This window comes from Salinispirillum sp. LH 10-3-1, assembly GCF_030643825.1.
Taxonomy (GTDB): Bacteria; Pseudomonadota; Gammaproteobacteria; order Pseudomonadales; family Natronospirillaceae; genus Salinispirillum.
The window spans coordinates 691,615-714,373 of the sequence record NZ_CP101717.1 but is presented as its reverse complement, the minus strand read 5'-3'; the positions used below and the strand labels follow the sequence as shown (position 1 = coordinate 714,373).

Genomic DNA, 22,759 nt, shown 5'->3' with positions numbered 1-22,759 from the left:
CTTGCAACGCACACAACTGGGTATTATTACGCTCGCTTTTATTGCGTTTATTTCTTTGGGGCTGCCTGATGGGCTGTTGGGCGTTGCCTGGCCATCCATGCGCGCCGACTTCGGTGTGCCCTTGGATGCCCTCGGCATTCTTCTGGTGGCCTTCACCGTCGGCTACATGAGCAGCAGCTTTTTTAGCGGCGTGCTGGTGCGCTGGCTGGGCATTGGCATGCTGCTGGCTCTGAGTTGCGCCGCCACAGGTTTGGCGCTACTGGGTTATACACTGGCACCCGGCTTGGCCGTTGTGGTTCTGCTCGGCGTGGTTGCAGGTGCGGGCGCCGGTGCCATCGATGCAGGATTAAATACCTACGTGGCGGAGCACCACAGCCCTGCGCTCATGCAGTGGTTGCACGCCAGCTTTGGCGTGGGCATCACCCTTGGCCCCATCATCATGACCTTCGGGCTGGCGCAAACCGAGAACTGGCGTACCGGTTATTGGGTGGTCGGCGCGGCACAAGTGCTACTGGCGTTGCTGTTTCTGTTGACCGCGTCGTGGTGGGAGGCCGCGTCGGAACGGCGCGCAGCCGCAGCCCGAGATAACGAAGCCTTGCGCCTGCGGTTAACCGACGACGCTGGACACGTCAGCATAGGCTATGCCGAACCTGCACAAGAAGCACATTCTAAAACCACACCGCTTTCCAGCACGCTAAGGCAACCCAAAGCATGGCTCAGTATGTTTACCTTCTTCTTATACACGGGCTTAGAGCTGACCACCGGCATCTGGGCCTTTACCTTGCTGACCGAAAGCCGTGGGTTCAGCATTGAAGTCGCCGGGTTTTGGGTTGCAGTGTACTGGGGGATGTTTACCGTGGGACGCATTGCGGCTGGCATCAGCGCCAATCGAGTCAGCAGTGATCAGCTTATTTTTGGCAGCCTAGTCTTGGCGCTGTTGGGCGCTGCACTACTGTACTGGAACCCAAGCCCTTTGCTGGGTCTATTGGCTTTAGGCTTACTGGGCTTTGCCTTCGCGCCGATCTTTCCCGGCATGGTATCGGCCACTGCGCTGCGTGTCGGAACAACTCACAGCACCAACACCATGGGTATGCAAATTGGTGCGGCAGGATTGGGCAGTGCGATATTGCCCGCGACGGCGGGCGTGCTGGGAGCACGCTTGGGCTTGGAGGCCATTCCGCTGCTGGTCGCCGCTATTGCGGTTCTAGTGATGCTGAGTTACAGCCTAGCCCGCTATGGGTTCACCAAAGCATGATGCCCTGCACCAATGCGAGCGTACCCGCGATACCGCATAACACAATGATGCCGTAACGGAATGCGGTAACAGGAATGAAGCGCGCTACAGCAGAACCCAAGGCAAAGCCGATCAGGCTGGCCGGTACGAAGAGCAAACCGGCGAGCAGCGACGCTTTGGTGACATAACCGGCGCTCCACTGGGCCGCAAAAGAGATCAACGCCCCGACCAAAAAATACGCGGTTAAATTAGCCCGCAGGTGCACCGCATCCGCATGCTGCATCACCAAGGCCATGGGCGGCCCGCCAATGCTGGTTGTGGTGCCCATGATCGCCGAGACAAAGCCCGCCCAACCTAAATTGCGGTCTGTGGGCATCAGCCGTACACGGGTGAGACTCATCACAACGCCAATCAAGGTTGCTGCGCCGATCATCACCATCAGACCCGATACCGTCATCACCAACAGTAAGCCTATCCCCACCAGCGTACCCGGAATACGGCCGAGCAGCGCATACCGCAGGCCACGCCATTGCGTGCCGCCCCGCTGCTGTATAAAGGCAGGAATTAACTGAGAAATGGCGGCGATCAACAGGCTGGTAGGTACCCAGGCTGGGTTAATGAACACCAGGATAGGCGCAGCTACGATAGAAATACCGAAACCGATGGAGGTTTGCACCATGGCGCCAAACATGACGACGATGCAAGCCAAGCCCCACTGCCAGAACGGCACCGTCAGTTCAAACATATCGGAACCGTTTCCTTATGGGACTTGGCTTATGAAAAGGCCTAGCGGCTTACTCTTCTTCGTCTGCGGGTACGGCCGCTTCGATCAACGGCTGCAATTCGCCCTTGGCGTGCATATCTGTCACGATGTCACAGCCGCCGACCAGCTCGCCATTAATCCACAACTGTGGAAACGTCGGCCAGTTAGCGTATTTGGGCAGTTCCGCACGGATGTCGGGATTCTGCAGAATATCCACAAACGCAAAGCGCCGACCGCAAGACATCACGGCCTGCACGGTCTGCGCCGAAAAACCGCACATAGGCTGGTTCGGTGAGCCTTTCATGTACAACAGCACAGGGTTTTCGCCAATTTGCTGCTTGATGACGTCGAGTGTATCGGCCATGTTAAAAGTCCTACTAAATCACTGGGTTAATGTGCGCGTATTCTACCTGTTCCCTTGGTGTTTTAAAACGCCCAGCGCACAAGGTTGGCCGAGAGAGGGCTTTTCATCAAGCAAAAAAAAGCCAGCTAAGCTGGCTAATCAGGACTCGCAACAAGACAACACGTCCACATCGCAGCAGGCCACCGACGTGGCCCGCCACAATTCGGCTCGCCTACTCCTTAACCCCGCCTTGGGTCAATCCGGAGATGAACTGGCGCGAAGCCAGCACAAAGGCAATCATCGTCGGCACCATCATGATCATGATGCCCGCAAACATCATGTGCCACTGCACCGCAAACTGTTGGTTAAACTGTGTGATACCGCGCGTCAGCGGGAACAACTCCTCGCTCTGCAAAAAGATCAGCGGTAAGAAGTACTCGTTCCATGCCTGCACAAAGGTCAACAAGGCCACGGTAGCCACCGCCGGGCGCATCAAGGGCAAAATGATGCTCCAGTAGATACGGAATGGCAGCGCACCGTCCATGCGGGCCGCCTCTTCCAGTTCTTTGGAAATGCCGCGCATAAAGGACACCAGAATGAACACCGCCACCGGCATCATACTGGCCGACTGCACCAGAATGACCGCCGCCAAGGTGTCTAACAAACCCAGTTCACGCACAATGACAAACAAGGGCGCTAAGGTCAGGCGGATCGGGATGATAACCCCCAGCATAAAACACAAGAAGATCGCTGTGCTGCCCTTGAACGGCATCCGCGCCAACACAAATGCGGTGGTGGTGGAGCAGAAAATCACCAGCACCACGGTGCAACCGGCGATGATCATGGAGTTCAAGAAGTAGCGGTCGAAGCTCGCTTCAACCCAAGCGCGGGCGTAGTTGCCCCAACTCCATGGGTCAGGCAAACCAAAAGGATCGCGAAAAATAGAGCCAACGTTGGGCTTCAACGAATTGAGGATGGCCGAGCCAAAGGGCACCAGTACCACCACGACCCACGCGAGCATGATCATTTGTACCAGAACTTGTTCGTGTGGGCGTAACTTAAAAATCTTATCCATGGTGCTACACCCTTATCAGTCGTTGCGGAAGTTGCGCAGGGCTAGAAACAAGGCCGCGGGCAGTATCATGACAGCAGTAATCAACCCCACCGCTGCCGCCATACCAAAATTGGTTTGTGCGGTACTGGCCCCCGCCCCGAAAGCGGTTCGGAACAAGAAGGTACCCATCACATCGGTGGAACGCAGTGGCCCGGCTTCGGCCCCCATGATGATCAGCGTGTAGTCGGCGTTGTTGAACACATCCACCATGATGATGACCGTGATCAGGATAAATGCGGGCGCCACCACCGGCACGACGACGGCTTTAATGGCCTGAAAGCGGCTGGCACCGTCGAGCACCGCAGCTTCCAACAAGTCCTGCCGCACGGCCAGAATACCCGCCAGAATCAGCATGATGGCAAAGCCCATACGGTGCCACGAATAGAACAAGGCCAGCGTCACCAATGCTGTGTCTTCCATGCCTAAAAAGGGTATGGGAGCATCCGTAATGCCTGCGCTCATTAAGGCGGCATTTAATGGGCCGCGCTGTGCGACGAACAAATTAAGCAGATAGGCCACGGCGGCACCCGCCATGGGATAGGGCAAAAAGAAGATGACCTGATAGGTTTTTCTGCCCCATGTTTTGAGACTCAGCAGCAGTGCCAATGCACTGCCAATGGTCAGAAAAGAACCAATAATGACCACGAAGAAAATGATGTTCTGCCAGAGCGCATTGAACATCTGGTCACGGTAATAGGCATTACCCAATACCTGTTTGAAATTATCCAGCCCTACGTATTCCATGGTGCCAATACCGGCCCATTTCACCTGCGACAGATACAGCAGGCCAATCATAGGGATAAAATAGAACACCGCATAAAGGGCTACACCAGGCACCAACAAGAGAGTGCGTTCGATTTTCTCCCTCATGCCGTATGACATCTTGGTCCAGGGCTTACGCATCTTGGCTGGCTCCTCGGAGGTGGATACAACGCTAGGGGAGGCGTCCAGAGTGGACGTGTCGTGTGTACTTCTGGTCATTGTAGAACACCTGCGGTACTTCTATCAGAACTTAGGGAAAGTGACCGGCGCCACCCACATAAGGTAGCAGGCCGGTCATTCAGGGCGGTTCAGGCACCGCCCTGATTACACGGGAGCATTCTAATTAGCGGCAGTTACCCGCGCCAATGTAACCCCAAGAGTTCAAGCCTGCCTGAATGGCTGTTGCAGCCTGTACTGGCGTTGCTTGACCACTCAACAGGCGCTGCAACTGATCCGCAGCCAGAGTTTGATAGGTCGGCTCGTTCGCGTTCAAATCGAAAGCAAAGAATGGGTTGGCCGCCACGTTAGAGTTAGCGATCAACTCAGCAGCACGGCTAATGCGCGCATCGTTCACGTTCACACTGTGGTTAGACGCAGGCAAACCAACACGCTCGGCGTACAGCTGGGCAAACTCAGGCGTGGTCACAAAGTGCATCACCTTACGGATAGCGTCTTGCTTCGCTGAGTTCGGGTTAGCCGCCAGACCGAAGTCAGGGAAACCGTACACGTTGCCACCCGGGATCGGCATAATGCCAATTTCCAAACCAGGTTCAATGTCAAACATTGGGGAACCAGGGCCTGCAGACCAGATACCGTCGATCATCATTGCTGAAGAACCCAGAGCCACTTCGGTGCGCATCGCGCCGTAATCGTCAGCCAATGGGTTAGCGTTCAGGTAACCACCCGTACGCCAGTTATCCAATTGCTGCAAAGCATTCACGTACTCGGGGTCGGTGAAGCAAGCGTCACCGGTGATCACGCCTTGTGTCCACTCATCGCTGGCGAAACCGGCAATCAGTACTTCGTTCAGCACTTGGTTCAGATACCAACCATCGCGACCATCAACGTGCATCGGCACCACGCCGGCACCTTTAAGCTTCGTGAAGGCCGAGCTCAATTCCGCCATGGTGCGTGGTTCAGAGATACCGTGCTGCTGGAAAACACCGGTGTTATAAAGAATGGCCTGCATTTCCATGCCCACGGGCACCGAGTAAAGCTCGCCATCGGCACCGCGCGAACCACCTAAGGCGGCGTCACCGAACGCACTCAGATCAACGCCGTAATCGCTAACAGGAGCGATTACACCGGCATCAATCCACGAACTCAACCAAGGCGCGCCAGCTTTAGCAAAGAAAAGGTCTGGACGGTTGCTCTGCATATCGATACGCAGCTTCGACTCGTAATCTTCTGGCGTAACATCCAAACGAACGGTAACGCCATCAATCAGGTTATTTTGGTTGATGTAGTCCCACAATGCACGATCTTGCGGACGCCATGTGTAGGTATTCAATACGGTGTCAGCCGCCGAAATAGCAGCAGAACCGAGGGTAGCCGCTGCCACTACGACAGCAATTGAGCCTTTTATGAGTTTCATGTGATCTTACCTCTTCGATTGTTGTTTTTGATCAAGGCAATACCAATATAATACCTATTAATGCCATTGACAACAAAAAAGTTACTTAACCTTGCATTGGTATGCATATTGGATTGGTTTACCGCACCAAACTTGATTACCAACCCAGCGCCTCTGCGCGATAGTACCAACCCGCACGCTGCCAAAGAGCACGGTGCGTAAGGCAACGCCGCACAAAGTCATCCATATCCCTCACGTCAGCCGACGACCATGCACGCTCCGCCACCGCCAACAAACGCGGCAGCAGCATATACTCCAGCTGGTAACTCTCGGCCAGCAATTCGCTCCAAACACAGGCTTGCAGACCGCGCACCAAGTTCGTTCCAACACCATCGCCCGACCAATCCGCGAGCGGTTCATAACCATAGGCCTTAGCCAGGTCCGTCTCACCGGCCCAGTAATAGCCCGGCTCGGCTTGGTCGCGGTTATAAGACAAGTCCAGATAACAATACTGCGCTGGCGTCATGACGACCGGATAGCCCAACGCCGCCGCTTTCTGTCCGGCTTCAACACCCTGCCAAGAGAATACCGTGGTGCGTCGAGACACTGCCTGACCCACCGTAATCTCTTCCCAGCCAGCCGCCCGCCGTCCGCGCTGCAGCAGATGGTCTTCCAGGCCACGCATAAACCAGCCGTGCAATGCCGTCACGTCAGCCAAGCCAAGCGACTGGGCTTTGTCTATTGCCGCCGGGCTGCGCTGCCAGACACCCACCGGCACTTCGTCCGAACCCAAATGGATGTCTGGCGACGGAAACAGTTCCATCACTTCGTCTAAAATGGTCTGCAACACTGTCCAGGTTGCAGGCAAGGCCGGATTAAGAACATTGTCCGAATAGTGCTGCACACTGCGGTAAACCGATTCGTCGGCGGGTTCTTGCAGCTCCGGCAACGCTCGTAAAAGCGCTCGTGCGTGCCCCGGCACATCAATTTCGGGCATGACATTGATGCCCAAGCTGTTCGCCAGAGCAACCACTTGGCGCACTTCATCTTGCGTATAAAAGCCGCCATGATCGGTATCACCAGTACCCATCTGTGGCGGCATGGTGCGCCCGCGTCCACGCACCGCTGTTTGCTCTGTCAGTGCCGGATAAGCCCGTATTTCCAGACGCCAGGCCTCATCGTCGGTAAGATGCCAATGAAACTGATTCAACTTATAAAGAGCCGCCAAGCGCAACACTTTGCAGACTTGGTCTACAGGCACGAAATGCCGTACCACGTCCAAATGCAAGCCGCGATAGCCAAAGCGTGGCACATCCTCAATAACGACCTCCTGCACTTGCCCACCGGCCAGCCACTGCACCAGAGAGGCCAAAGCTGCGTGCACACCCGCACCGTCCGCCGTCTGAATAACCCCGCCCTGCGCCGTGACCTGCAAGCGATAACTGCCGGACGCCATATCTTGCTGCACGAAGCTGACTGGCCAGCCGCTCGCCGACACCGCCACAACGGGGGTAAACTCGGCCAACACCTCGCTCCAAGCTGCCAGATCAGCCGACGTAACCTTCAAGGCTGCGGGCGGCTCCTTCCAACCTAGGGTAACTGGCCGCGTAAACTGTTGCGCACCCAGCGCTATCGATTGTGGCTGGGGCACTACGGTGTGTACCACCGCCAGCTCCTGCAGCGCCTCGCGCGAATGGCCTGCAAGTGGACTGAGCCGCCAGTTAACGGGGGGTTCTTGGATCGTCATAGGTAACAACTCACCCAATGGCGACTCGGCGTACACGCCATAAGGCCAGTCAGTAAATTTCACCATGCGATCACGCGGATTATTCAACTGGCACCGCAGCTCGTCGCCCGGCTCTAGGGTGCTATCAAAAGCGATGGCGTGCAGGTCGCCGTCGCGTGCCCGCAACTCTCCACCGGTAACGTCGGCGGGCTGAAGTATTCGAGCCAATGAGAAATAAAGACATCCGAGCTTCACCGGGCGTTCACCCGTATTGGTCAGGCAAATCTCAGCCTGAAAGCCCTGCTCAGTGATCGCTTGCTGAGTGAACTCATACCTTAATGTCATGCTAGGTCCTCTGCGCTTCATTATGCTTTTGTTATTAACTGATGCTTGCCAATTTCTACAACAGGTATTATATTGGTATTATGTTGGCCTAGCAAAGTACGACCATAACAAAAAAAGGACTGCCTGCAAACGCTGCGCGAATAACCTAATTAGACGCGCCAACAGTAAGCATTCCGACATAACAATAAGAGCCATTATGACTGAGAATACACAGTATCCATATTATGTTGGTATCGACGGCGGCGGCACGCAATGCCGCGCCCGCTTGATCGATCATCAAGGAACCGTGCTAGCAGAGGCCACTGGTGGCAGTGCCAACCTATATCAACATGCCACTGGCGCCATCGCCAATATTGAGGCCACGATCCGTCAGGCTTTTCAACGAGCCAACCTGCCGCCGGAGCTGCAGCAGCAAACCGCTGTCGGCATGGGTCTCGCCGGGGCCGAATTACCCGAGAGCGCAGCCTTTGTGGCGCAATGGCAGCACCCTTTTGCTGCCCTTAAAGTACAAAACGATGCCCATATTGCTTGCCTGGGTGCACATGGTGGCCGAGACGGCGGCCTAGTTATCGTCGGCACTGGCATTGTGGGCTGGGCCATCGTTGAGCAACAACCCACAATGCTGGATGGCTGGGGCTTTCCCTTGGCTGACCAAGGCAGTGGCGCATGGCTCGGCTTGCGCGCCATCCAAGAAACCTTGCGTGCCACGGATGGGATACGAGCCCATTCATCGTTAACCCAGCGCATACTCGCCCAGTTTGACCATCAACCACGCAACATTCCCGGTTGGGCCAGCACTGCACGTTCAGGTGATTTCGGCCAGTTCGCCCGCTGGGTAGTAGAAGCACGGGCCGATGCCGATCCGCTCGCCGTCGCCTTAATGCAGGAGCAGGCCGAGGCCGTCGGCCTGATCGTGCAACGCCTTGCCGACATGAATGTGCAGCGTATTGCCCTTTTAGGTGGCCTAGGGCCTTTTGTTGGTACAGAATTGGTATCACACTTGCGACCACTGATAGTACCTGCGCAGCAGGACGCATTAGCGGGTGCACTACTGATGATCAAACAAGAGGCATAACTGTGGCGACGACTGAGGCAATTATCGAATACCTAAAACCAGACCCGAGCAAGACCGGTTCACTCTATGTGCAACTTGCGAGGTCGATGACTCAGGCCATTCATGAAGGCTTGCTGAAGGACGGCGACTATTTGATGCCACAGCGCGAGCTGGCGGTGGCCTTAGAGGTGTCACGCGTTACGGTGCGCAAGGCCATCGAATCCCTCGTACAACAGGGCTTGTTGGTACAAAAGCAAGGGGCCGGGACTCTGGTAACGGCACGCGGCAGCGAGTCGATTCATAAGAACTTGTCGGTACTGAACAGCTTTACCGAAGACATGTCGGCGCGTGGTATGACGCCGCGTTCAGAATGGGTCAGCCGTGACCTGGTACAGGCGTCGCCGAAAGAAGCCATGGCCCTGAACCTGTCGCCCGGCAATCGTATTTGCCGCTTTGGCCGGGTGCGTTTCGCCAACGAGCTGCCCATGGCCTATGAAATTGCCGCCACTCCGGGTGACATCATCCGCAGCGTCGACGAAGTAGAAGATTCGCTGTATGCGGCCTTGCAAGCGCGTAATGCGCGGCCGGTGCGCGCCTTACAGACTATGACGGCGCGCAACGTAGACAAACAAATTGCCGAACACTTAAAGATGTCGCCCGGCGACGCGGTTTTATACATCGAGCGTCAGGGCTTTGATCAACACAACCGACCAGTAGAGTTTACCCGTTCGTATTATCGCGGCGATATATACGACTTCGTGGTGGAACTGAAGCTGGACGCTGTTTAAAAGGACCACACCATGAAGTCCGCCATTCTGGGCGCCAAACTGTTCACCGGGGAGCGTTTCCTCGATCACCACGCCATTATTTTGGATGGCAAGAGTATTGAAGCGGTGATCCCTCAGTCGGAAGTACCGACCTCCTTGGCGTGCCAAACCTTGAATGGCGGCATCGTGGCACCGGGCTTCATTGACCTGCAAGTCAATGGCGGCGGCGGAGTACTCTTTAACAACGACCCATCGGTGGACGCCTTAGCGCGCATTACTGCCGGACATCGTACGGTCGGCACCACCAGCCTGCTACCGACCACCATCAGTGATCGACGGGAGAATCTGGAAGCCTGTATCGACGCCGTGAAAGCGGCTATGCCATCTAACCCCGGATTACTGGGCGTGCACATTGAGGGCCCCTTCTTTAATACCGAACGGCGTGGTGTCCATCGGGAAGAATACATTCGGGCGATTACCGAGGGCGACATAGACTTCCTGTCACACATTGCGCCCGACATGCGAATTTTACTGACGCTGGCACCTGAAATGACGCAGCCGGGTCAAATTGCCCGCCTGGTTCGGGCAGGTGTCCAGGTGTCCGCCGGACACAGCAACGCGAGTTACGCCGATGTCGAGCGCGCAATTCGTGAGGGCCTGACGGGGTTCACGCATCTGTACAACGCCATGCGCTCTTTTCAAGGGCGTGAACCGGGCGTCGTCGGCGCCGCACTGGCCGACAGCAGCACCTATGCTGGCATCATCGTCGACAATTACCACGTACACCGTGAGTCCGTGCGCCTGGCCTATCGCGCCAAACCACTGGGTAAGCTGTATTTGGTGAGCGATTCCATGGCCACCATCGGTGCCGAAGAACCTTGGTTTGAGCTGTACGGCGAACGCATCACCGCCGTGGACGGTCGCCTGATCAGTGCTGAAGGGCGCCTCGCCGGTTCAGCCATCGGACTGGTCGATGCCGTACGCCTGTGTGTCAACGACATCGGCATTCCGTTAGACCACGCGCTGCGCATGGCGTCACGCTTTCCGGCGGAATACCTGAGCGTGGATGATGAACTAGGCTGGATAAAGCCCGGCCACCGCGCCGACCTGGTTCATCTGACAGCGGAATTGACGGTGTCAGGTACTTGGGTTGCAGGCGGTTATCAGGCGCATTAATTGGCGAGGCTAACGCCTGGAAATTATTCGGCCAGAGGGCTGGCCTCCTACGTAGGAGCGCAGCCCTCTGCGCGAAAAGCGTTCGGCCATATATTGGTCTTCAACAGGAACTCATCATCATGCAAGTTGTTATTCTGCCGCAGCCCTTCGATGTGGCGCAGTACGCTGCGGATTTCATCAGTAAACAAATTCGGCACAAACCCAGTTCAGTCTTAGGCTTGGCCACGGGCTCAACACCGATTGCGACCTATCAGGCTTTGATTGAGCTGGTGCGCCAAGGCGCGGTGTCCTTTCAGCACGTACACACCTTTAATCTCGACGAATACTTAGGCATACCGGCGACACACCCACAAAGCTACCGCCATTTCATGAATGAAGAACTGTTTAATCATATCGACATTGATGTGGCCCGCACCCAGGTGCCGGATGGCATGTCAAACGACCCCATTCAGGCTTGCACGCGTTATGAGCAAGCCATTCAAGACGCAGGCGGCATCGACTTGCAGCTTTTGGGCTTGGGCCGCAATGGTCATATCGGTTTCAATGAGCCGTCCTCCAGCCTTGCCAGCCGGACCCGCATCAAAACGCTGACACCAGCGACGGTGGCCGACAACGCACGGTTCTTTGCCCCGGGCGAGTTCCAGCCTCACTTATCCATCACCATGGGCATTGGCACCATTATGGAAGCGCGCAAGATCCTGCTGTTGGCAACAGGAGATACCAAGGCATCGGCCGTGAAGACCATGGTGGAGGGTGCACTGAGTGCGGCCTGCCCCGCAACTATTTTGCAAATGCACCCGCAGGCTACGGTGGTGCTGGACAGTGCCGCGGCCAGCCTGTTAGAGATGCGGGAGTTTTATCAGTATATTGAGCATGAAAATCAGAAACTACAGGCGAATGGGCGCCCCTATTAACTCTCAGGCTTTAGAAAGGCCATGGTGTAGGTATCGCGGTAGCCTCGGCTGTCTTTGCGCACTCGGCGATGCAGCCCCTCTTTGACAAAGCCCATGCTGGTGTACAGCGCAATGGCCGACCGATTGGTGGTGAATACCTCCAATTCCAAACGCGTAAAGCCCGCCTGCCAGCTGCTTTCTATGGTTGCTGCCAACATGGCTTTGCCATAACCTTTACCTCGACTTTCCGCCGCCACGCCCATGCCCACCCGACCCACATGGCGTTGCACATCGGAGCCACGCGGATAGACATCACACCAGCCTACCGTGCGCTGCCCCTCTTGCGCGATCCACACCGGATTGCCGCGCTTGAGATTGGCCTCAATGAAACGGGTAAACATCGGCAGTTCGGGCTTCTGCTGACTCATCAGGAACTCTTGTTCGGCAATCACCGAACACAAGACTCGATAAATCGCCGTAATGTCGCGCAATTGTGCGGCTCTAATACTCACTCATTGGCCTTCATAAGTCGTTAACTCCCCAGCATTATAAGTTGGTTACACAATTTCTGTCGCCTAAGCGGCACAAGTAGCAGCATTTAGGACGATCAATATCGTACAATGCGCGCAGTTTTTGATTGTAGAGACTGAACGCCTGTGATGACCACCGCACCTGAATTCAATAAAACCTGGCTGGGCCCGCGCTACTGGGGGATCTGGCTGCTGTTGAGTATCATGTGGCTGATCGCGCACTTACCCTATGCAGTGCAAATGCGCATCGGCAGCACCATTGGCAGCTTGCTGTATTATGTCGCTCGAGACCGCAAGCGCATCGCACACATCAATTTGTCGCTGGCCTTCCCCGACTATTCCGTCGAGCAACGCACCGCGCTGGTTAAAGCGGTGTTCAGAGAAACCGGTAAAGCATTGCCCGAAACCTGTATTGCTTGGTTTCGCCACCCTGGTAAGCTGAACATTGAATGGCACGTAGAGAACATCGAACAATTAGTGGAAGCTGCGGAGTCTCCCCAAGGGGTGTTGTTGCTCGGCGCGCACTTTTCCTGCGTCGATATTTGCGGCTCCCTGATCGGTACCTTACTCGATTACGACACCTTGCATCGCCCGCATGGCAACCCCTTGATGAACTACTTCCAATGCCGCGGCCGGTTGCGCTTCGTCGGTGCCTTGATTGAAAAGAAAGACATGCTCTCGATGATTCGCCGCTTGAAAAAAGGCCGGGTGATTTTCTACGCACCGGATCAGGACCTGGGCCGGAAGTACTCCATCTTTGTGCCCTTCTTTGGCGTATCCACCGCCACCGTAACCGCCACGGCCAAGCTGGCTACTGTCGCCGGGGCGCGCGTCTTTTTGGCTCTGACCCTGCGCACGCCAAAGGGCTACCGGATGCGGGCCATTGACGGCGCGGCGCTGTCAACAGGTGACATCGAGGCCGATACAACCGCCTACAATGCGTGGTTAGAAGAGGAGATACGCCAGCAGCCGTCACAATACCTCTGGCTGCACAAACGCTTTAAAACCCGCCCTAAGGGCGAGGCGAAGCTGTATTGAGCGAAAGGCCGAGTCAGTTGACCGATTGAATGTCATATACCGCCATGATGGCGTCATACTCGCCGTTTTCGCGAATGGTCTTTAGCCCAGCATTGAACAGCCGGACAACACGTTCACCTTCTGGCGTGCGCGGCGCGATGAAGTGCAGCGTAGATTCCTGAATCGCTTGTTCGGCAACGTAGAAATCGGCTCGATTAAGCCCTTCAGACTCGACCAATGCATGCCATTGGAAGTTATTAGACAGCATAAAGTCTACACGAGTGGTCGCCAGCATGCGCGGACAGGCATTGTATTCTCGCGGCTGCGAATAACTGATTTCTCCGGAGCGCACCAAGGTTTCGACCACTGATGGTAATGCCCAACCGAGTGGCCAGCAGAGTTCTCGGCCCAGCAAATCCCTCGCTATTTGGTAAACCAAAGGATTGTCTGCCCGTGAAATCACCAAGGTTCGCACGCGAATCAACGGATCAGAGTACAGCATGTCACGAACACGGTCGGCAGCGGGAATGTAAGGAAAGGTACCCTGAATCTCGCCACCCAGCGTATCGCGGTAGCCGCGCTGCCAAGGCATAAATTCTATGGTCAGCTCCGTATCGACCGCCGCAAATGCTGCCTCCACCAGCCTGGTCGCCAATCCACCACCGGGTAGATTCTCATCCGCAAAAGGCGGGTATTGATTCCCGGTCGCCAGCCGTAAGGGCTCTGCCTGCGCAGCGCTGCAAAAGGTTGCCAACACTAGAAATACGACTGCCGTGCGCTTCATTCCATCTGCACCTGAGAGTTCACCTTAACTGTAGTACATGCGGGTTAGTTTGCGCGCACAAGTTTAAGCCAATGCGTCTGTACCGTTTGAATAATGTCGTCGAACGCAGCCAGTTGATCAGCACCGTGCAGTTTTCCGTCACCATTTTGTAGCGCTTGGCGATGCACTTCTTGCCGCCACTTTAAGTACGCTTTGCTCAACGCCGTACGTTCTTCATCAGTAATATGGTTACACCGGCTCAGCGTTTCCAGCAGACGCATGTTGTCCGACCACAACACCAAATCATCATTGTCCGCGGCGTAGCGCAACAGCAAAAACTGCACTAAGAACTCGATATCCACAACCCCACCGGGGTCTTGCTTGATATTGAATTGCTCGGTTTGTTTAGCCGCCGAAGTACCCAGGTTCGTGCGCATTTTGTCACGCATCGCCGTCACTTCTTGCCACAGCTGGGCCGGGTCACGTTGACGCCGAATGATGTCGGCTCGCACCTGCTCAACCGCTGCTTTCAGTCGTGGGCACCCGGCGACCACACGAGCCCGCACAAGGGCCTGATGCTCCCACGTCCAAGCCTCGTTCTCTTGATATTTCCGAAACGCCGCCAGCGAACACACCAGCATGCCGGAATTGCCTGAAGGACGCAGCCGCATGTCCACTTCGTACAGAATACCGGACGGCGTTTGCGTGGTGAGCAAATGCACAATGCGCTGACCCAGACGCATAAAGAACACGTTATTGTCGACCGGTTTAATGCCGTTGGTTTGTCCTTGCGGGGCACCGTTGTGGACGAACACGAGGTCTAGATCGGACTCATAGCTCAGTTCCAGACCGCCCATTTTGCCGTACGCCAGTATCACGAAATCAGGATCACACAGCTGCCCATCATCGCGCGATGGCACGCCGTATTTGTCGGTCATTTGATCCCAAGCTAGCCACTGCACCTGCTGCAGCACTTCTTCTGCAGTGTAGGTGAGATAGTCACTGATTTTCATCAGCGGCAAATTACCGGTCAGTTCGCATGCCGCGGCACGCAAGACACGGCTGTGGCGGAAATGCCGCAATTGCTCCATTTGTTGCTCTAGGTCGTCGTCGGGCAAACGCAGCAAACGTTGTTTAAGGTCATCGCCCAGCGCACGACGACTGGGTAAGCGATAGAGTTCATCTGGGTCGGTCAGTTCGTCGAGCAAATAGGCCTTGTCGACAAACTGGTCAGCCACCCAGGGGCTCAACATCACCAGTTTGACCAGCTCGCGGATGGCCTGCGGGTTTTCCACCAACATGATGAGGTAAGCACTGCGGCGCAACACGCCCTGAATCACCGGTGTTAAGCGCGTAATTGCATCCACTGGGCGCTGCAAACGCGCCAATTCATTGAGCAATAATGGCATAAAGCGGTCGAGGCGATCCCAAGCGATCTCACTGAGACTGTACTTCTCCGCTTCATCACGAATCTCCTGAATCGCTGCAGCGATGGCGCTGCCCTCTGCGCCGAAGTCCAGCGCCCAATCGGCATTCGCAATATCGCGCCAGAACGGCTCCCACGGGTGTTTGGCCTCACTCATCTCGTCGGGAGGCGCAATAAAGGCGTCAAAATGACGGCTCACGACGCCTCTGACATCGGCGGTCCACGCCAACAAGGTCGCCCAGTCATCAAACCCCATCACATGGGCTAAGCGTGTACGCCAGCGATCATCGGTGGGCAGTTCTTGCGTTTGGCGGTCTTCTTGCGCTTGTATCAGGTGTTCCATACGGCGCAGCGCTCGATAGCTGTCGAGCAGTTCCATGCACACAGCTTCGGGCAATAACTGCTCGGCCATGATGGTGTCCATAGCAGCAAAGATATTGGGGTTCTGCAAGCCATGGCTCTGGCCACCCTGAATCAACTGCACCGCTTGCACGATAAATTCAACTTCGCGTATGCCGCCCGAGCCCAACTTAATGTTGGCTTGGCGCTGCAAGCGGCGATTTTCAGCGGCAATGCGTTGCTTCATTTCGCGCAGCGCATCCAGCACCTGATAGTCGACATAACGCCGAAACACAAAGGCTTTAAATTTCGGTATCAAACCTTCTTCAGCCACGTTGACCGAGGTTATGGCACGCGCCTTGATCAGTGCATAGCGCTCCCAGTCCCGGCCCTGTTCCTGGTAATAGGTTTCAGTGGCGCGGAAGTTTAACGCCAACGGTCCGCTTTGTCCGTTCGGGCGCAGGCGCATATCGACGCGATGCACAAAACCATCAACTGTGCGCTGATCCAAATACTGAATGATTTTGCGTCCCACGCGAGTGAAGAATTCGCCATGTGTGAGTGATCGCTTACCGTCGGTTTCGCCTTCGGTGGGATAGGAGAAGATCAGGTCGATATCGGAGCTGAGGTTAAGCTCACGCGCCCCGAGCTTACCCATACCCAGCACCACCAAGCGTTGCGGTTGCCGACTGAAAGGGCAGGCTGCGGGTTCGCCAAAGCGTTTAACCAATTGCGCTGTGGCGAATTCCGTTGCACAGGTGATGGCGAGATCGGCGATCCGTGTAATGGCTTCCAAGCGATCTTCTAAAGAAGGGTGCTGCAAGACCTCCTGCCAGATCAACCATATCTGATGTCGATTACGCCATTGACGCAGGGCGGCCATGAAGTCGTCCTCATCGATCACCCCGGACATGGCGTCTGCTAGTGCGGTTTCGGGTGAGTAGTCAGCTTGGTCCAGCATGGCAGTGAGAATAGAGAGCTGGGTTGGGTCTAGCAGCAAGTGCTGGGTCGAAAACTGACTGGCTTGCACCAAGGCGCGTAAAGCGCCTTCCCAGCGCTCGACTTCTTTTGGACTGGAATGCGCCTGCCATGCAGCCAACAGCGTGTCGTAATCGGCCTGCCAATCGTTACTCATCCTGCTTCTCCCGTCCCGGTATACTTATGAATGAGTCTAAAGGGCGCGCTGCAGAACGTCACGACCTATACGAAATAAAACACCACACAAGACATAGAAAAAGACAGCGCTTCAGCTCAGCTGTTAGAATCAACGCTTGTATCGCCCTTCAAGAGTGAGGAGAAAACGCAGGTGCCTATGCTGCAATGGCTGCCTAACATCACGACGCCTAGAACTTGGCTCCATTTATTGGCCGCCTTCTTGTTGGTGGTCATAACGGCCTTTTGGCAACCGGCAATCCCAACGGCATGGCCCATGGCGGAAGCATTGCATCATATGGCACTCGTTTGCTTACTGTATTGGCTGGGCCGTCTGTTTTTGCTGCGCCACTTGGCTTTTGGTGCCGCGGTGCTGCTCTATGCCCTACCCTTGCTAGTGATCGCCGCCCCCCTCGGCCACTTTACCTATGCATTCGCGCCACATTTAGGCGTGCTGAGCGCCCTGATGCTGATCGCCATCGCCGTGGCGGATTTCCGTTGGAACGCCCGCCCGCGCGTCCTACCACCGGCAACCGCACTGGTGCTGTTAGGTGTATCGGGGATATTACTGTTACCCGCTAGCCAAGCAGCCTGGCCTTGGCTTTCTGCCTTCAGCGTACCCAATGCATTGCTGCCGACGTTGACTATTCTGGCAGGCCTGTGGGCAGCGTTCTCTGGCCGTACGGTTCTGCTGTGGCTATTGGCCATCACGTTGGGTGCCTTCTCCATCGGACTTTTTGCCCCCATTGTGGGGTGGCAGTACGTGGTCGATCCATTCTTTTTGCTGCTGGCAGGCCTAGCGTGCAGCAATAGAACTCTCCGCGCTTGAGAACCGTCGAACGTTGCACTACAGTTGGCCTATAATTACTAAAAACTTATTTACCGGACTCAGCACATGACCATACTCGGCCGCCTCCGCTTCTTACTCATTGCCCAAACTGTCGCCATTGTTGTGACCGCCCTCATCATATTGGGTGGGCTGAATCTGGCACGGACGCTGGCCAGCTACTTTCCTGACACCCTGATTCCCGGTGCCGTTGCAGTAAAAAACCTCAACATCACGGCACTGAACCTGTACATAGAAGCCAACCGGGGTAATGACGTGAGCCAATTGCGCGCCGATGGTGACCGCTGGCTGGCAACATTGAATCGCGTAATTGATGCCGGCGAAGGCCAAGCACCCGTAGTTACTGCGCAACAAAACGTCAATCGAGACTGGCGTGCGCTGCGCTCTGCATCGGGAGATCAACGAGAAGTCGCATTCAACAGCTTTCAAACCTCCATGGCTTCGGTCGACGGCATACTGGCGCAACTGGTCGAGACCGGCGGCGCCCGCATCATGGATACCATCAGTACCACCCGGACCATCATTGTCTCGGTCATCATCGCCATCGTGGTGATTTCACTGGCGGCGACCTTCTTTATCGGCCGCACAGCGACCCGCGCCGTCAACAACTTGATTACCCCCATTCAGTCCTTAACGCAACGCGACCTCACCACGCACTTCAGTGTCAGTGGCAAGCATGAGTTCAGCCGTTTAGGGCAAGATTTAAATCACATGACACAGTCCATGGCGACGGCCTTCAGTGTCATACGTGACCGCGTCGATGGGTTGAAGGAAATCTCCGAACGCTTTGCTAAATCAAGCATCAAGGCCTCTGAAAACATGCACAATCAGTTGCATGAAACAGATCAGGTGGCCACGGCCATCAACGAACTGTCGGCGTCGGCTGGCGAGGTGGCGGCGCGCGCCGATTCAGTGAGCCAAATCACTCAAGAGGTCGCTGACCAAGCCAGCGAATCGGGCCGTCGTGTTGGTCGTTCGGCGAAAAAGTCGGAGCAAGTCAGCGTCTACATGAACGACACGCAAGAAAAGATCAACAGCCTTGCCAACTTGACGACGGAGATCAGTGACGCGTTGAATGTGATTAACGCCATTGCCGAGCAAACCAACTTACTGGCATTGAACGCCGCGATTGAAGCCGCGCGCGCCGGTGAGCAAGGTCGCGGTTTTGCCGTGGTGGCCGACGAAGTACGCACCCTGGCAACGCGCTCAGCGGAGTCTACCAAGCAGATTTCGGACGTGATCGAGCGTTTGGGAAATGCCGCTAAGGCAGCGCTGGAATCGGCTGATCAGGCGTCAGCGCTGGCCAGCGAGAACAAGGTAACGGCGACCGAGGTCAACGACGAAATCAACGTAATGGTAGGTCGTATTCATGACTTACGTGACCTGATTACCCAGATCGCCGAAAACGCGCGTGAACAAGAAACGGTGACCGAGTCACTGAGCGCCAATGTCACTCACATCAATGACCTCGCCAAAGACAACGCAAGTTTTGGCGACATGATTGGCCGCGACGTAGAGACCATCAAACAAACGGTATCGGATACTCAAGCACAGGTGCGGCAGTTTAAGCTGTAGGGGTCGCTCAGCCACTCTGCGCTAGACATAATCACTGGGCCTGTCGTCTTCCACTTCACCATGAGTGATACCCTCTTCCGTACAGTGATACTCCGCAGCGACTGCATCGCCCTCTAACGAATACAGATGCACATCAAAGCCCCATAACCGGCGCAAGTGCTTCAGCACTTCGTCGGTGTCGTCGTTTAACGGGCGGTCACTTTGCCGCACATGATGCAGCACAATAGAGCGGTCCCCTTCTACATCGACATTGACGATCTGCAAGTTGGGCTCTCGCGTGCTGAGGTTGTATTGTTCGGCCAGTAGCTGGCGCACTTTCTTATAGCCCCGCTCATCATGGATCGCCGCCACCTCGTAGTCGCTGGCCGATTCCTTGTCCAAAATGGCAAATAGGCGAAAGTCCCGAATAACTCGTGGCGACAGAAATTGCTGAATGAAGCTTTCGTCTTTAAAGTTGCGCATGGCGAAGTGCAGTGTTTCCAGCCAGTCTTTACCCGCCACATCGGGAAACCACTCGCGGTCTTCGTCGGTAGGGTTTTCGCACATGCGACGGATATCACGGAACATCGCAAAGCCCAGAGCATAAGGATTGATACCGGAGTAGTAGCGAGTGTCGAAGGGCGGCTGATACACCACTTTAGCGTGGCTATCCAAAAACTCCATGATGAAGCCGTCGGTTACCTTGCCTCGGTCATACAGGGTATTCAGCAAGGTATAGTGCCAAAAGGTCGCCCAGCCTTCGTTCATTACTTGTGTTTGGCGTTGCGGGTAAAAGTACTGGGCGATCTTGCGCACAATACGCACCAATTCTCGCTGCCAGGTCGGCATAATGGGTGCATTTTTCTCAATGAAATACAGCAGATTTTCCTGCGGCTCCGCCGGAAACCGACGCTCGCGCTTCTGGCGTTTTTTTCCGCTTTCGGTGGTGGGTATGGTGCTCCACAACAGGTTCAGTTGCGTTTGCAGATAGGCTTCGCGCTCGGCTTGGCGGCTGGCCTCTTCGGCGGCCGAAATAGGTGACGGGCGCTTGTAACGATCCACCCCGTAGTTTTGAATAGCGTGGCAACTGTCGAGCACCTGCTCTACCGCTTCGACGCCGTATTTCCGCTCGCACTGCGACACGTATTCACGTGCGAACACCAAATAGTCGATGATGGCCGAAGCATCCGTCCAGGCGCGGAATAGATAGTTGTTCTTAAAAAATGAGTTGTGGCCATAGCACGCGTGCGCGATGACCAAGGCCTGCATGGCCATGGTGTTCTCTTCCATCAAATAGGCGATGCAGGGGTCGGAGTTGATGACGATTTCATAGGCCAAGCCCATCTGGCCGCGCTCATAACCCTGCTGGGTCTGCAAAAACTGTTTGCCGTACGACCAATGGTGATAACCCAACGGCATGCCCACTGAGCTGTAAGCGTCCATCATTTGTTCAGAGCTGATCACCTCTATTTGATTCGGATAAGTATCCAAGCCAAACTCTTTCGCCACTGCCGCAATTTCGTGGTCGTATTCGCGAATGAGGTCAAAGGTCCATTCAGAACCCGTAGAAATCGGTTTACGCGCTTTGGTGATCATACTTCTTTCCTCTGAAACAGCTCACGGAATACCGGATAAATATCCGCCCGATCCAGAATCTGCGCCATTGCAAACTGCTCGCCATAGCGCTCTTTGACATCTTCATAGGCGTACCACAGGTCCTGGTGGTCGCGTGGGCTGATCTCAATATATGAAAAGTATTGCATGTGCTTCATGATGTTGTTCATCAACAGGTCGCGACACACCGGTGAGTCATCTCCCCAGTTGTCACCGTCCGAAGCCTGCGCGGCGAATATGTTCCAAGACGACGCCGGGTAACGCTTTTGAATGATGTCCTGCATCAAGTGCAAAGCCGACGATACAATGGTGCCGCCGGTTTCGCGGCTGTAAAAAAATTCTTGTTCATCGACTTCTTTGGCGCTCGTATGGTGGCGAATAAACACCACCTCGATTTTTTGGTAGTTGCGGCGCAAAAACAAATACAGCAATAGGAAGAAGCGCTTGGCAATGTCTTTGGTGTTCTGCGTCATGGAACCCGAGACGTCCATTAGGCAAAACATGACGGCCGCACTGGAAGGAATCGGATGCATTTCATGCCGGTTGTAACGCAGGTCGAAGTCGTCGATAAACGGTAGCTTTTTGAGCTTGGCCTGCAACATCGATTTTTCTTCTTCGAGCAGTGCCCGCTTAGCTTTGGCTTCGGCCGAGCGGCCTTTTATTTCCAACAGTTCTGCTTCAATGGCGCGAATGCGTTTGCGTTTTTTGCCGCCCAAGGCAATGCGGCGGGCGTGGGCGTTGCGCAGGGAGCGGACGACGTTGATGTTGGCGGGGATGCCTTCGCTGGAGAAGCCGGCGCGGCGGCGTTCAAATTCGTGCGCTTTTTTGAGGTCTTTGCGCACCATGTTGGGCAATGCAAGGTCGTCGAACAAGAATTCGAGAAATTCGTCTTGGCTGATGTAGAAGGTAAATTCGTCGATGCCTTCGCCGTCTTTGCTGGCTTTTCCGCCACCGCCTTGGCCTTCGCCACCTTGGGGTTTGCGAATGCGGTCGCCTTGCACAAATTCTTTGTTGCCGGGGTGTACGACGGTACGATCACCTCCTTGGCCATGGCCAATCACTGGTTCATGCAGGTCTTTGCTGGGGATGGTGATGGATTCCCCTTTTTCCATGTCGGTTATGGACCGTTTGTTCACAGCGTGGTTCACGGCTTCTTTGACGTGTTTCCGATAACGTTCAAGAAAGCGGCGACGGTTCACCGCGCTCTTGTTTTTACCATTCAGTCGCCGATCAATCACATAGCTGTTAATCATATGGACCTCTTTGCCGCTGGACATGGTACTGCGCTGTTGCACCCGGCGGCGTCTCTAGCGCCGTTGAACCCGGGGACGCCTAATACCGTTGAACCCGGTGACGGCAACCTAAGTCCCATTTGAGACACGCCGTGAACCCATCCATGGGGGCTCTCTGCCGACTTCCTGTCGGCAGAAGGTCTCAAATGGGACTTAGGCCACCGCCACCTAACCACCCCCAATAAACCAATTACACTGAATGAGGTTATACCCAACAGCCTCACCTACAGGTCCATGTCAATGCAGTCCGTGCGTCAGTAAATAGACCAGTTTGAAGTGGTGTAAGGCTGTACTGTGGGGGTTGAGCCTACTGTAGACCTTCTGCCGACAGGAAGTCGGCAGAGAGCCCCCATGGACAAAAACGCCAGGAGCGTTTTTGCACGAACGCAGTGAGCCCGAAGGGTCAGGCGCATGGATGCGCCTGATAATCGGTTCACGGCGTGTCTACGGAAAACCACCCTCCTCCCTACACAGC

At 55.3% G+C, this 22,759-nt stretch carries 19 protein-coding genes; 8 read left to right on the top strand and 11 right to left on the bottom strand.

Annotated elements, in window-relative coordinates; translation table 11 throughout:
- Position 1: 1 nt before the first annotated feature.
- On the top strand, positions 2-1,255 hold the full coding sequence (locus NFC81_RS03155; protein WP_304996087.1) for an MFS transporter: 1,254 nt from the start codon (positions 2-4) through the stop codon (positions 1,253-1,255).
- Here the strand turns inward: NFC81_RS03155 and NFC81_RS03150 are convergent.
- The 6 genes from NFC81_RS03150 to NFC81_RS03125 form a co-directional block, all read right to left on the bottom strand.
- Positions 1,242-1,979 (bottom strand): sulfite exporter TauE/SafE family protein, encoded by a 738-nt coding sequence (locus NFC81_RS03150; RefSeq protein WP_304996086.1) that lies wholly within the window; start codon positions 1,977-1,979, stop codon positions 1,242-1,244. The genes NFC81_RS03155 and NFC81_RS03150 overlap by 14 nt on opposite strands.
- Positions 1,980-2,028: 49 nt before the next feature.
- Positions 2,029-2,361 (bottom strand): Grx4 family monothiol glutaredoxin, encoded by a 333-nt coding sequence (gene grxD / locus NFC81_RS03145; protein ID WP_304996085.1) that lies wholly within the window; start codon positions 2,359-2,361, stop codon positions 2,029-2,031.
- A gap of 211 nt (positions 2,362-2,572) precedes the next feature.
- On the bottom strand, positions 2,573-3,415 hold the full coding sequence (locus NFC81_RS03140; RefSeq protein WP_304996084.1) for a carbohydrate ABC transporter permease: 843 nt from the start codon (positions 3,413-3,415) through the stop codon (positions 2,573-2,575).
- Between the two features lie 15 nt (positions 3,416-3,430).
- Entirely contained in the window at positions 3,431-4,357 is a 927-nt protein-coding gene (locus NFC81_RS03135) for a carbohydrate ABC transporter permease (RefSeq protein WP_304996083.1), read from the bottom strand.
- Positions 4,358-4,559: 202 nt separating this feature from the next.
- A complete protein-coding gene (locus tag NFC81_RS03130; protein WP_304996082.1) occupies positions 4,560-5,810 on the bottom strand; it encodes an extracellular solute-binding protein in 1,251 nt (416 codons plus the stop codon).
- 136 nt (positions 5,811-5,946) lie between these two features.
- Complete coding sequence (locus tag NFC81_RS03125) at positions 5,947-7,860, bottom strand: beta-N-acetylhexosaminidase (protein WP_304996081.1); 1,914 nt, start codon at positions 7,858-7,860, stop codon at positions 5,947-5,949.
- Positions 7,861-8,056: 196 nt separating this feature from the next.
- Here NFC81_RS03125 and NFC81_RS03120 point away from each other — a divergent pair, with 196 nt between their 5' ends.
- The 4 genes from NFC81_RS03120 to nagB all read left to right on the top strand — a co-directional run bounded on the left by NFC81_RS03120 (position 8,057) and on the right by nagB (position 11,771).
- Complete coding sequence (locus NFC81_RS03120; RefSeq protein WP_304996080.1) at positions 8,057-8,935, top strand: BadF/BadG/BcrA/BcrD ATPase family protein; 879 nt, start codon at positions 8,057-8,059, stop codon at positions 8,933-8,935.
- 2 nt (positions 8,936-8,937) lie between these two features.
- The gene (locus NFC81_RS03115; protein ID WP_304996079.1) at positions 8,938-9,702 is read left to right on the top strand and encodes a GntR family transcriptional regulator; all 765 of its coding nucleotides are present in this window, start codon (positions 8,938-8,940) and stop codon (positions 9,700-9,702) included.
- A 12-nt stretch (positions 9,703-9,714) separates the two neighbouring features.
- Positions 9,715-10,857 carry an N-acetylglucosamine-6-phosphate deacetylase gene (nagA, locus tag NFC81_RS03110; protein ID WP_304996078.1) on the top strand — a complete coding sequence of 381 codons (1,143 nt, stop codon included), beginning with the start codon at positions 9,715-9,717 and terminating at the stop codon, positions 10,855-10,857.
- A 119-nt stretch (positions 10,858-10,976) separates the two neighbouring features.
- Positions 10,977-11,771, top strand: coding sequence for a glucosamine-6-phosphate deaminase (nagB, locus tag NFC81_RS03105; protein ID WP_304996077.1), 795 nt, complete (start codon positions 10,977-10,979; stop codon positions 11,769-11,771).
- On the opposite strand, the gene NFC81_RS03100 is transcribed toward nagB, so the two are convergent.
- Positions 11,768-12,262, bottom strand: coding sequence for a GNAT family N-acetyltransferase (locus NFC81_RS03100; RefSeq protein ID WP_304996076.1), 495 nt, complete (start codon positions 12,260-12,262; stop codon positions 11,768-11,770). The genes nagB and NFC81_RS03100 overlap by 4 nt on opposite strands.
- Before the next feature lie 147 nt (positions 12,263-12,409).
- Here NFC81_RS03100 and lpxL point away from each other — a divergent pair, with 147 nt between their 5' ends.
- Positions 12,410-13,318 carry an LpxL/LpxP family Kdo(2)-lipid IV(A) lauroyl/palmitoleoyl acyltransferase gene (gene lpxL, locus NFC81_RS03095; RefSeq protein ID WP_304996075.1) on the top strand — a complete coding sequence of 303 codons (909 nt, stop codon included), beginning with the start codon at positions 12,410-12,412 and terminating at the stop codon, positions 13,316-13,318.
- A gap of 13 nt (positions 13,319-13,331) precedes the next feature.
- Here the strand turns inward: lpxL and NFC81_RS03090 are convergent, their stop codons facing one another.
- Positions 13,332-14,081 (bottom strand): transporter substrate-binding domain-containing protein, encoded by a 750-nt coding sequence (locus tag NFC81_RS03090; RefSeq protein WP_304996074.1) that lies wholly within the window; start codon positions 14,079-14,081, stop codon positions 13,332-13,334.
- Positions 14,082-14,125: 44 nt separating this feature from the next.
- On the bottom strand, positions 14,126-16,960 hold the full coding sequence (glnE, locus tag NFC81_RS03085; protein WP_304996073.1) for a bifunctional [glutamate--ammonia ligase]-adenylyl-L-tyrosine phosphorylase/[glutamate--ammonia-ligase] adenylyltransferase: 2,835 nt from the start codon (positions 16,958-16,960) through the stop codon (positions 14,126-14,128).
- Positions 16,961-17,131: 171 nt separating this feature from the next.
- Here glnE and NFC81_RS03080 point away from each other — a divergent pair, with 171 nt between their 5' ends.
- Entirely contained in the window at positions 17,132-17,806 is a 675-nt protein-coding gene (locus NFC81_RS03080) for a hypothetical protein (RefSeq protein WP_304996072.1), read from the top strand.
- 66 nt (positions 17,807-17,872) lie between these two features.
- Positions 17,873-19,399 (top strand): methyl-accepting chemotaxis protein, encoded by a 1,527-nt coding sequence (locus NFC81_RS03075; protein WP_304996071.1) that lies wholly within the window; start codon positions 17,873-17,875, stop codon positions 19,397-19,399.
- Positions 19,400-19,420: 21 nt separating this feature from the next.
- Here the strand turns inward: NFC81_RS03075 and NFC81_RS03070 are convergent, their stop codons facing one another.
- Complete coding sequence (locus tag NFC81_RS03070) at positions 19,421-20,974, bottom strand: SpoVR family protein (RefSeq protein ID WP_304996070.1); 1,554 nt, start codon at positions 20,972-20,974, stop codon at positions 19,421-19,423.
- On the bottom strand, positions 20,971-22,245 hold the full coding sequence (locus NFC81_RS03065) for a YeaH/YhbH family protein (RefSeq protein WP_304996069.1): 1,275 nt from the start codon (positions 22,243-22,245) through the stop codon (positions 20,971-20,973). The genes NFC81_RS03070 and NFC81_RS03065 overlap by 4 nt, the downstream gene beginning before the upstream one ends.
- Between the last annotated feature and the right edge of the window lie 514 nt (positions 22,246-22,759).

What these genes read in the sequence shown, in the direction of transcription:
- nagB (WP_304996077.1), top strand. Translation starts at nt 10,977, where the DNA reads ATGCAAGTTGTTATTCTGCCGCAGCCCTTCGATGTGGCGCAGTACGCT.
- NFC81_RS03070 (WP_304996070.1), bottom strand. Translation starts at nt 20,974, where the DNA reads ATGATCACCAAAGCGCGTAAACCGATTTCTACGGGTTCTGAATGGACC.
- NFC81_RS03130 (WP_304996082.1), bottom strand. Translation starts at nt 5,810, where the DNA reads ATGAAACTCATAAAAGGCTCAATTGCTGTCGTAGTGGCAGCGGCTACC.
- NFC81_RS03150 (WP_304996086.1), bottom strand. Translation starts at nt 1,979, where the DNA reads ATGTTTGAACTGACGGTGCCGTTCTGGCAGTGGGGCTTGGCTTGCATC.
- lpxL (WP_304996075.1), top strand. Translation starts at nt 12,410, where the DNA reads ATGACCACCGCACCTGAATTCAATAAAACCTGGCTGGGCCCGCGCTAC.
- NFC81_RS03135 (WP_304996083.1), bottom strand. Translation starts at nt 4,357, where the DNA reads ATGCGTAAGCCCTGGACCAAGATGTCATACGGCATGAGGGAGAAAATC.
- NFC81_RS03090 (WP_304996074.1), bottom strand. Translation starts at nt 14,081, where the DNA reads ATGAAGCGCACGGCAGTCGTATTTCTAGTGTTGGCAACCTTTTGCAGC.
- NFC81_RS03140 (WP_304996084.1), bottom strand. Translation starts at nt 3,415, where the DNA reads ATGGATAAGATTTTTAAGTTACGCCCACACGAACAAGTTCTGGTACAA.
- grxD (WP_304996085.1), bottom strand. Translation starts at nt 2,361, where the DNA reads ATGGCCGATACACTCGACGTCATCAAGCAGCAAATTGGCGAAAACCCT.
- NFC81_RS03065 (WP_304996069.1), bottom strand. Translation starts at nt 22,245, where the DNA reads ATGATTAACAGCTATGTGATTGATCGGCGACTGAATGGTAAAAACAAG.
- NFC81_RS03075 (WP_304996071.1), top strand. Translation starts at nt 17,873, where the DNA reads ATGACCATACTCGGCCGCCTCCGCTTCTTACTCATTGCCCAAACTGTC.
- nagA (WP_304996078.1), top strand. Translation starts at nt 9,715, where the DNA reads ATGAAGTCCGCCATTCTGGGCGCCAAACTGTTCACCGGGGAGCGTTTC.
- NFC81_RS03125 (WP_304996081.1), bottom strand. Translation starts at nt 7,860, where the DNA reads ATGACATTAAGGTATGAGTTCACTCAGCAAGCGATCACTGAGCAGGGC.
- glnE (WP_304996073.1), bottom strand. Translation starts at nt 16,960, where the DNA reads ATGAGTAACGATTGGCAGGCCGATTACGACACGCTGTTGGCTGCATGG.
- NFC81_RS03120 (WP_304996080.1), top strand. Translation starts at nt 8,057, where the DNA reads ATGACTGAGAATACACAGTATCCATATTATGTTGGTATCGACGGCGGC.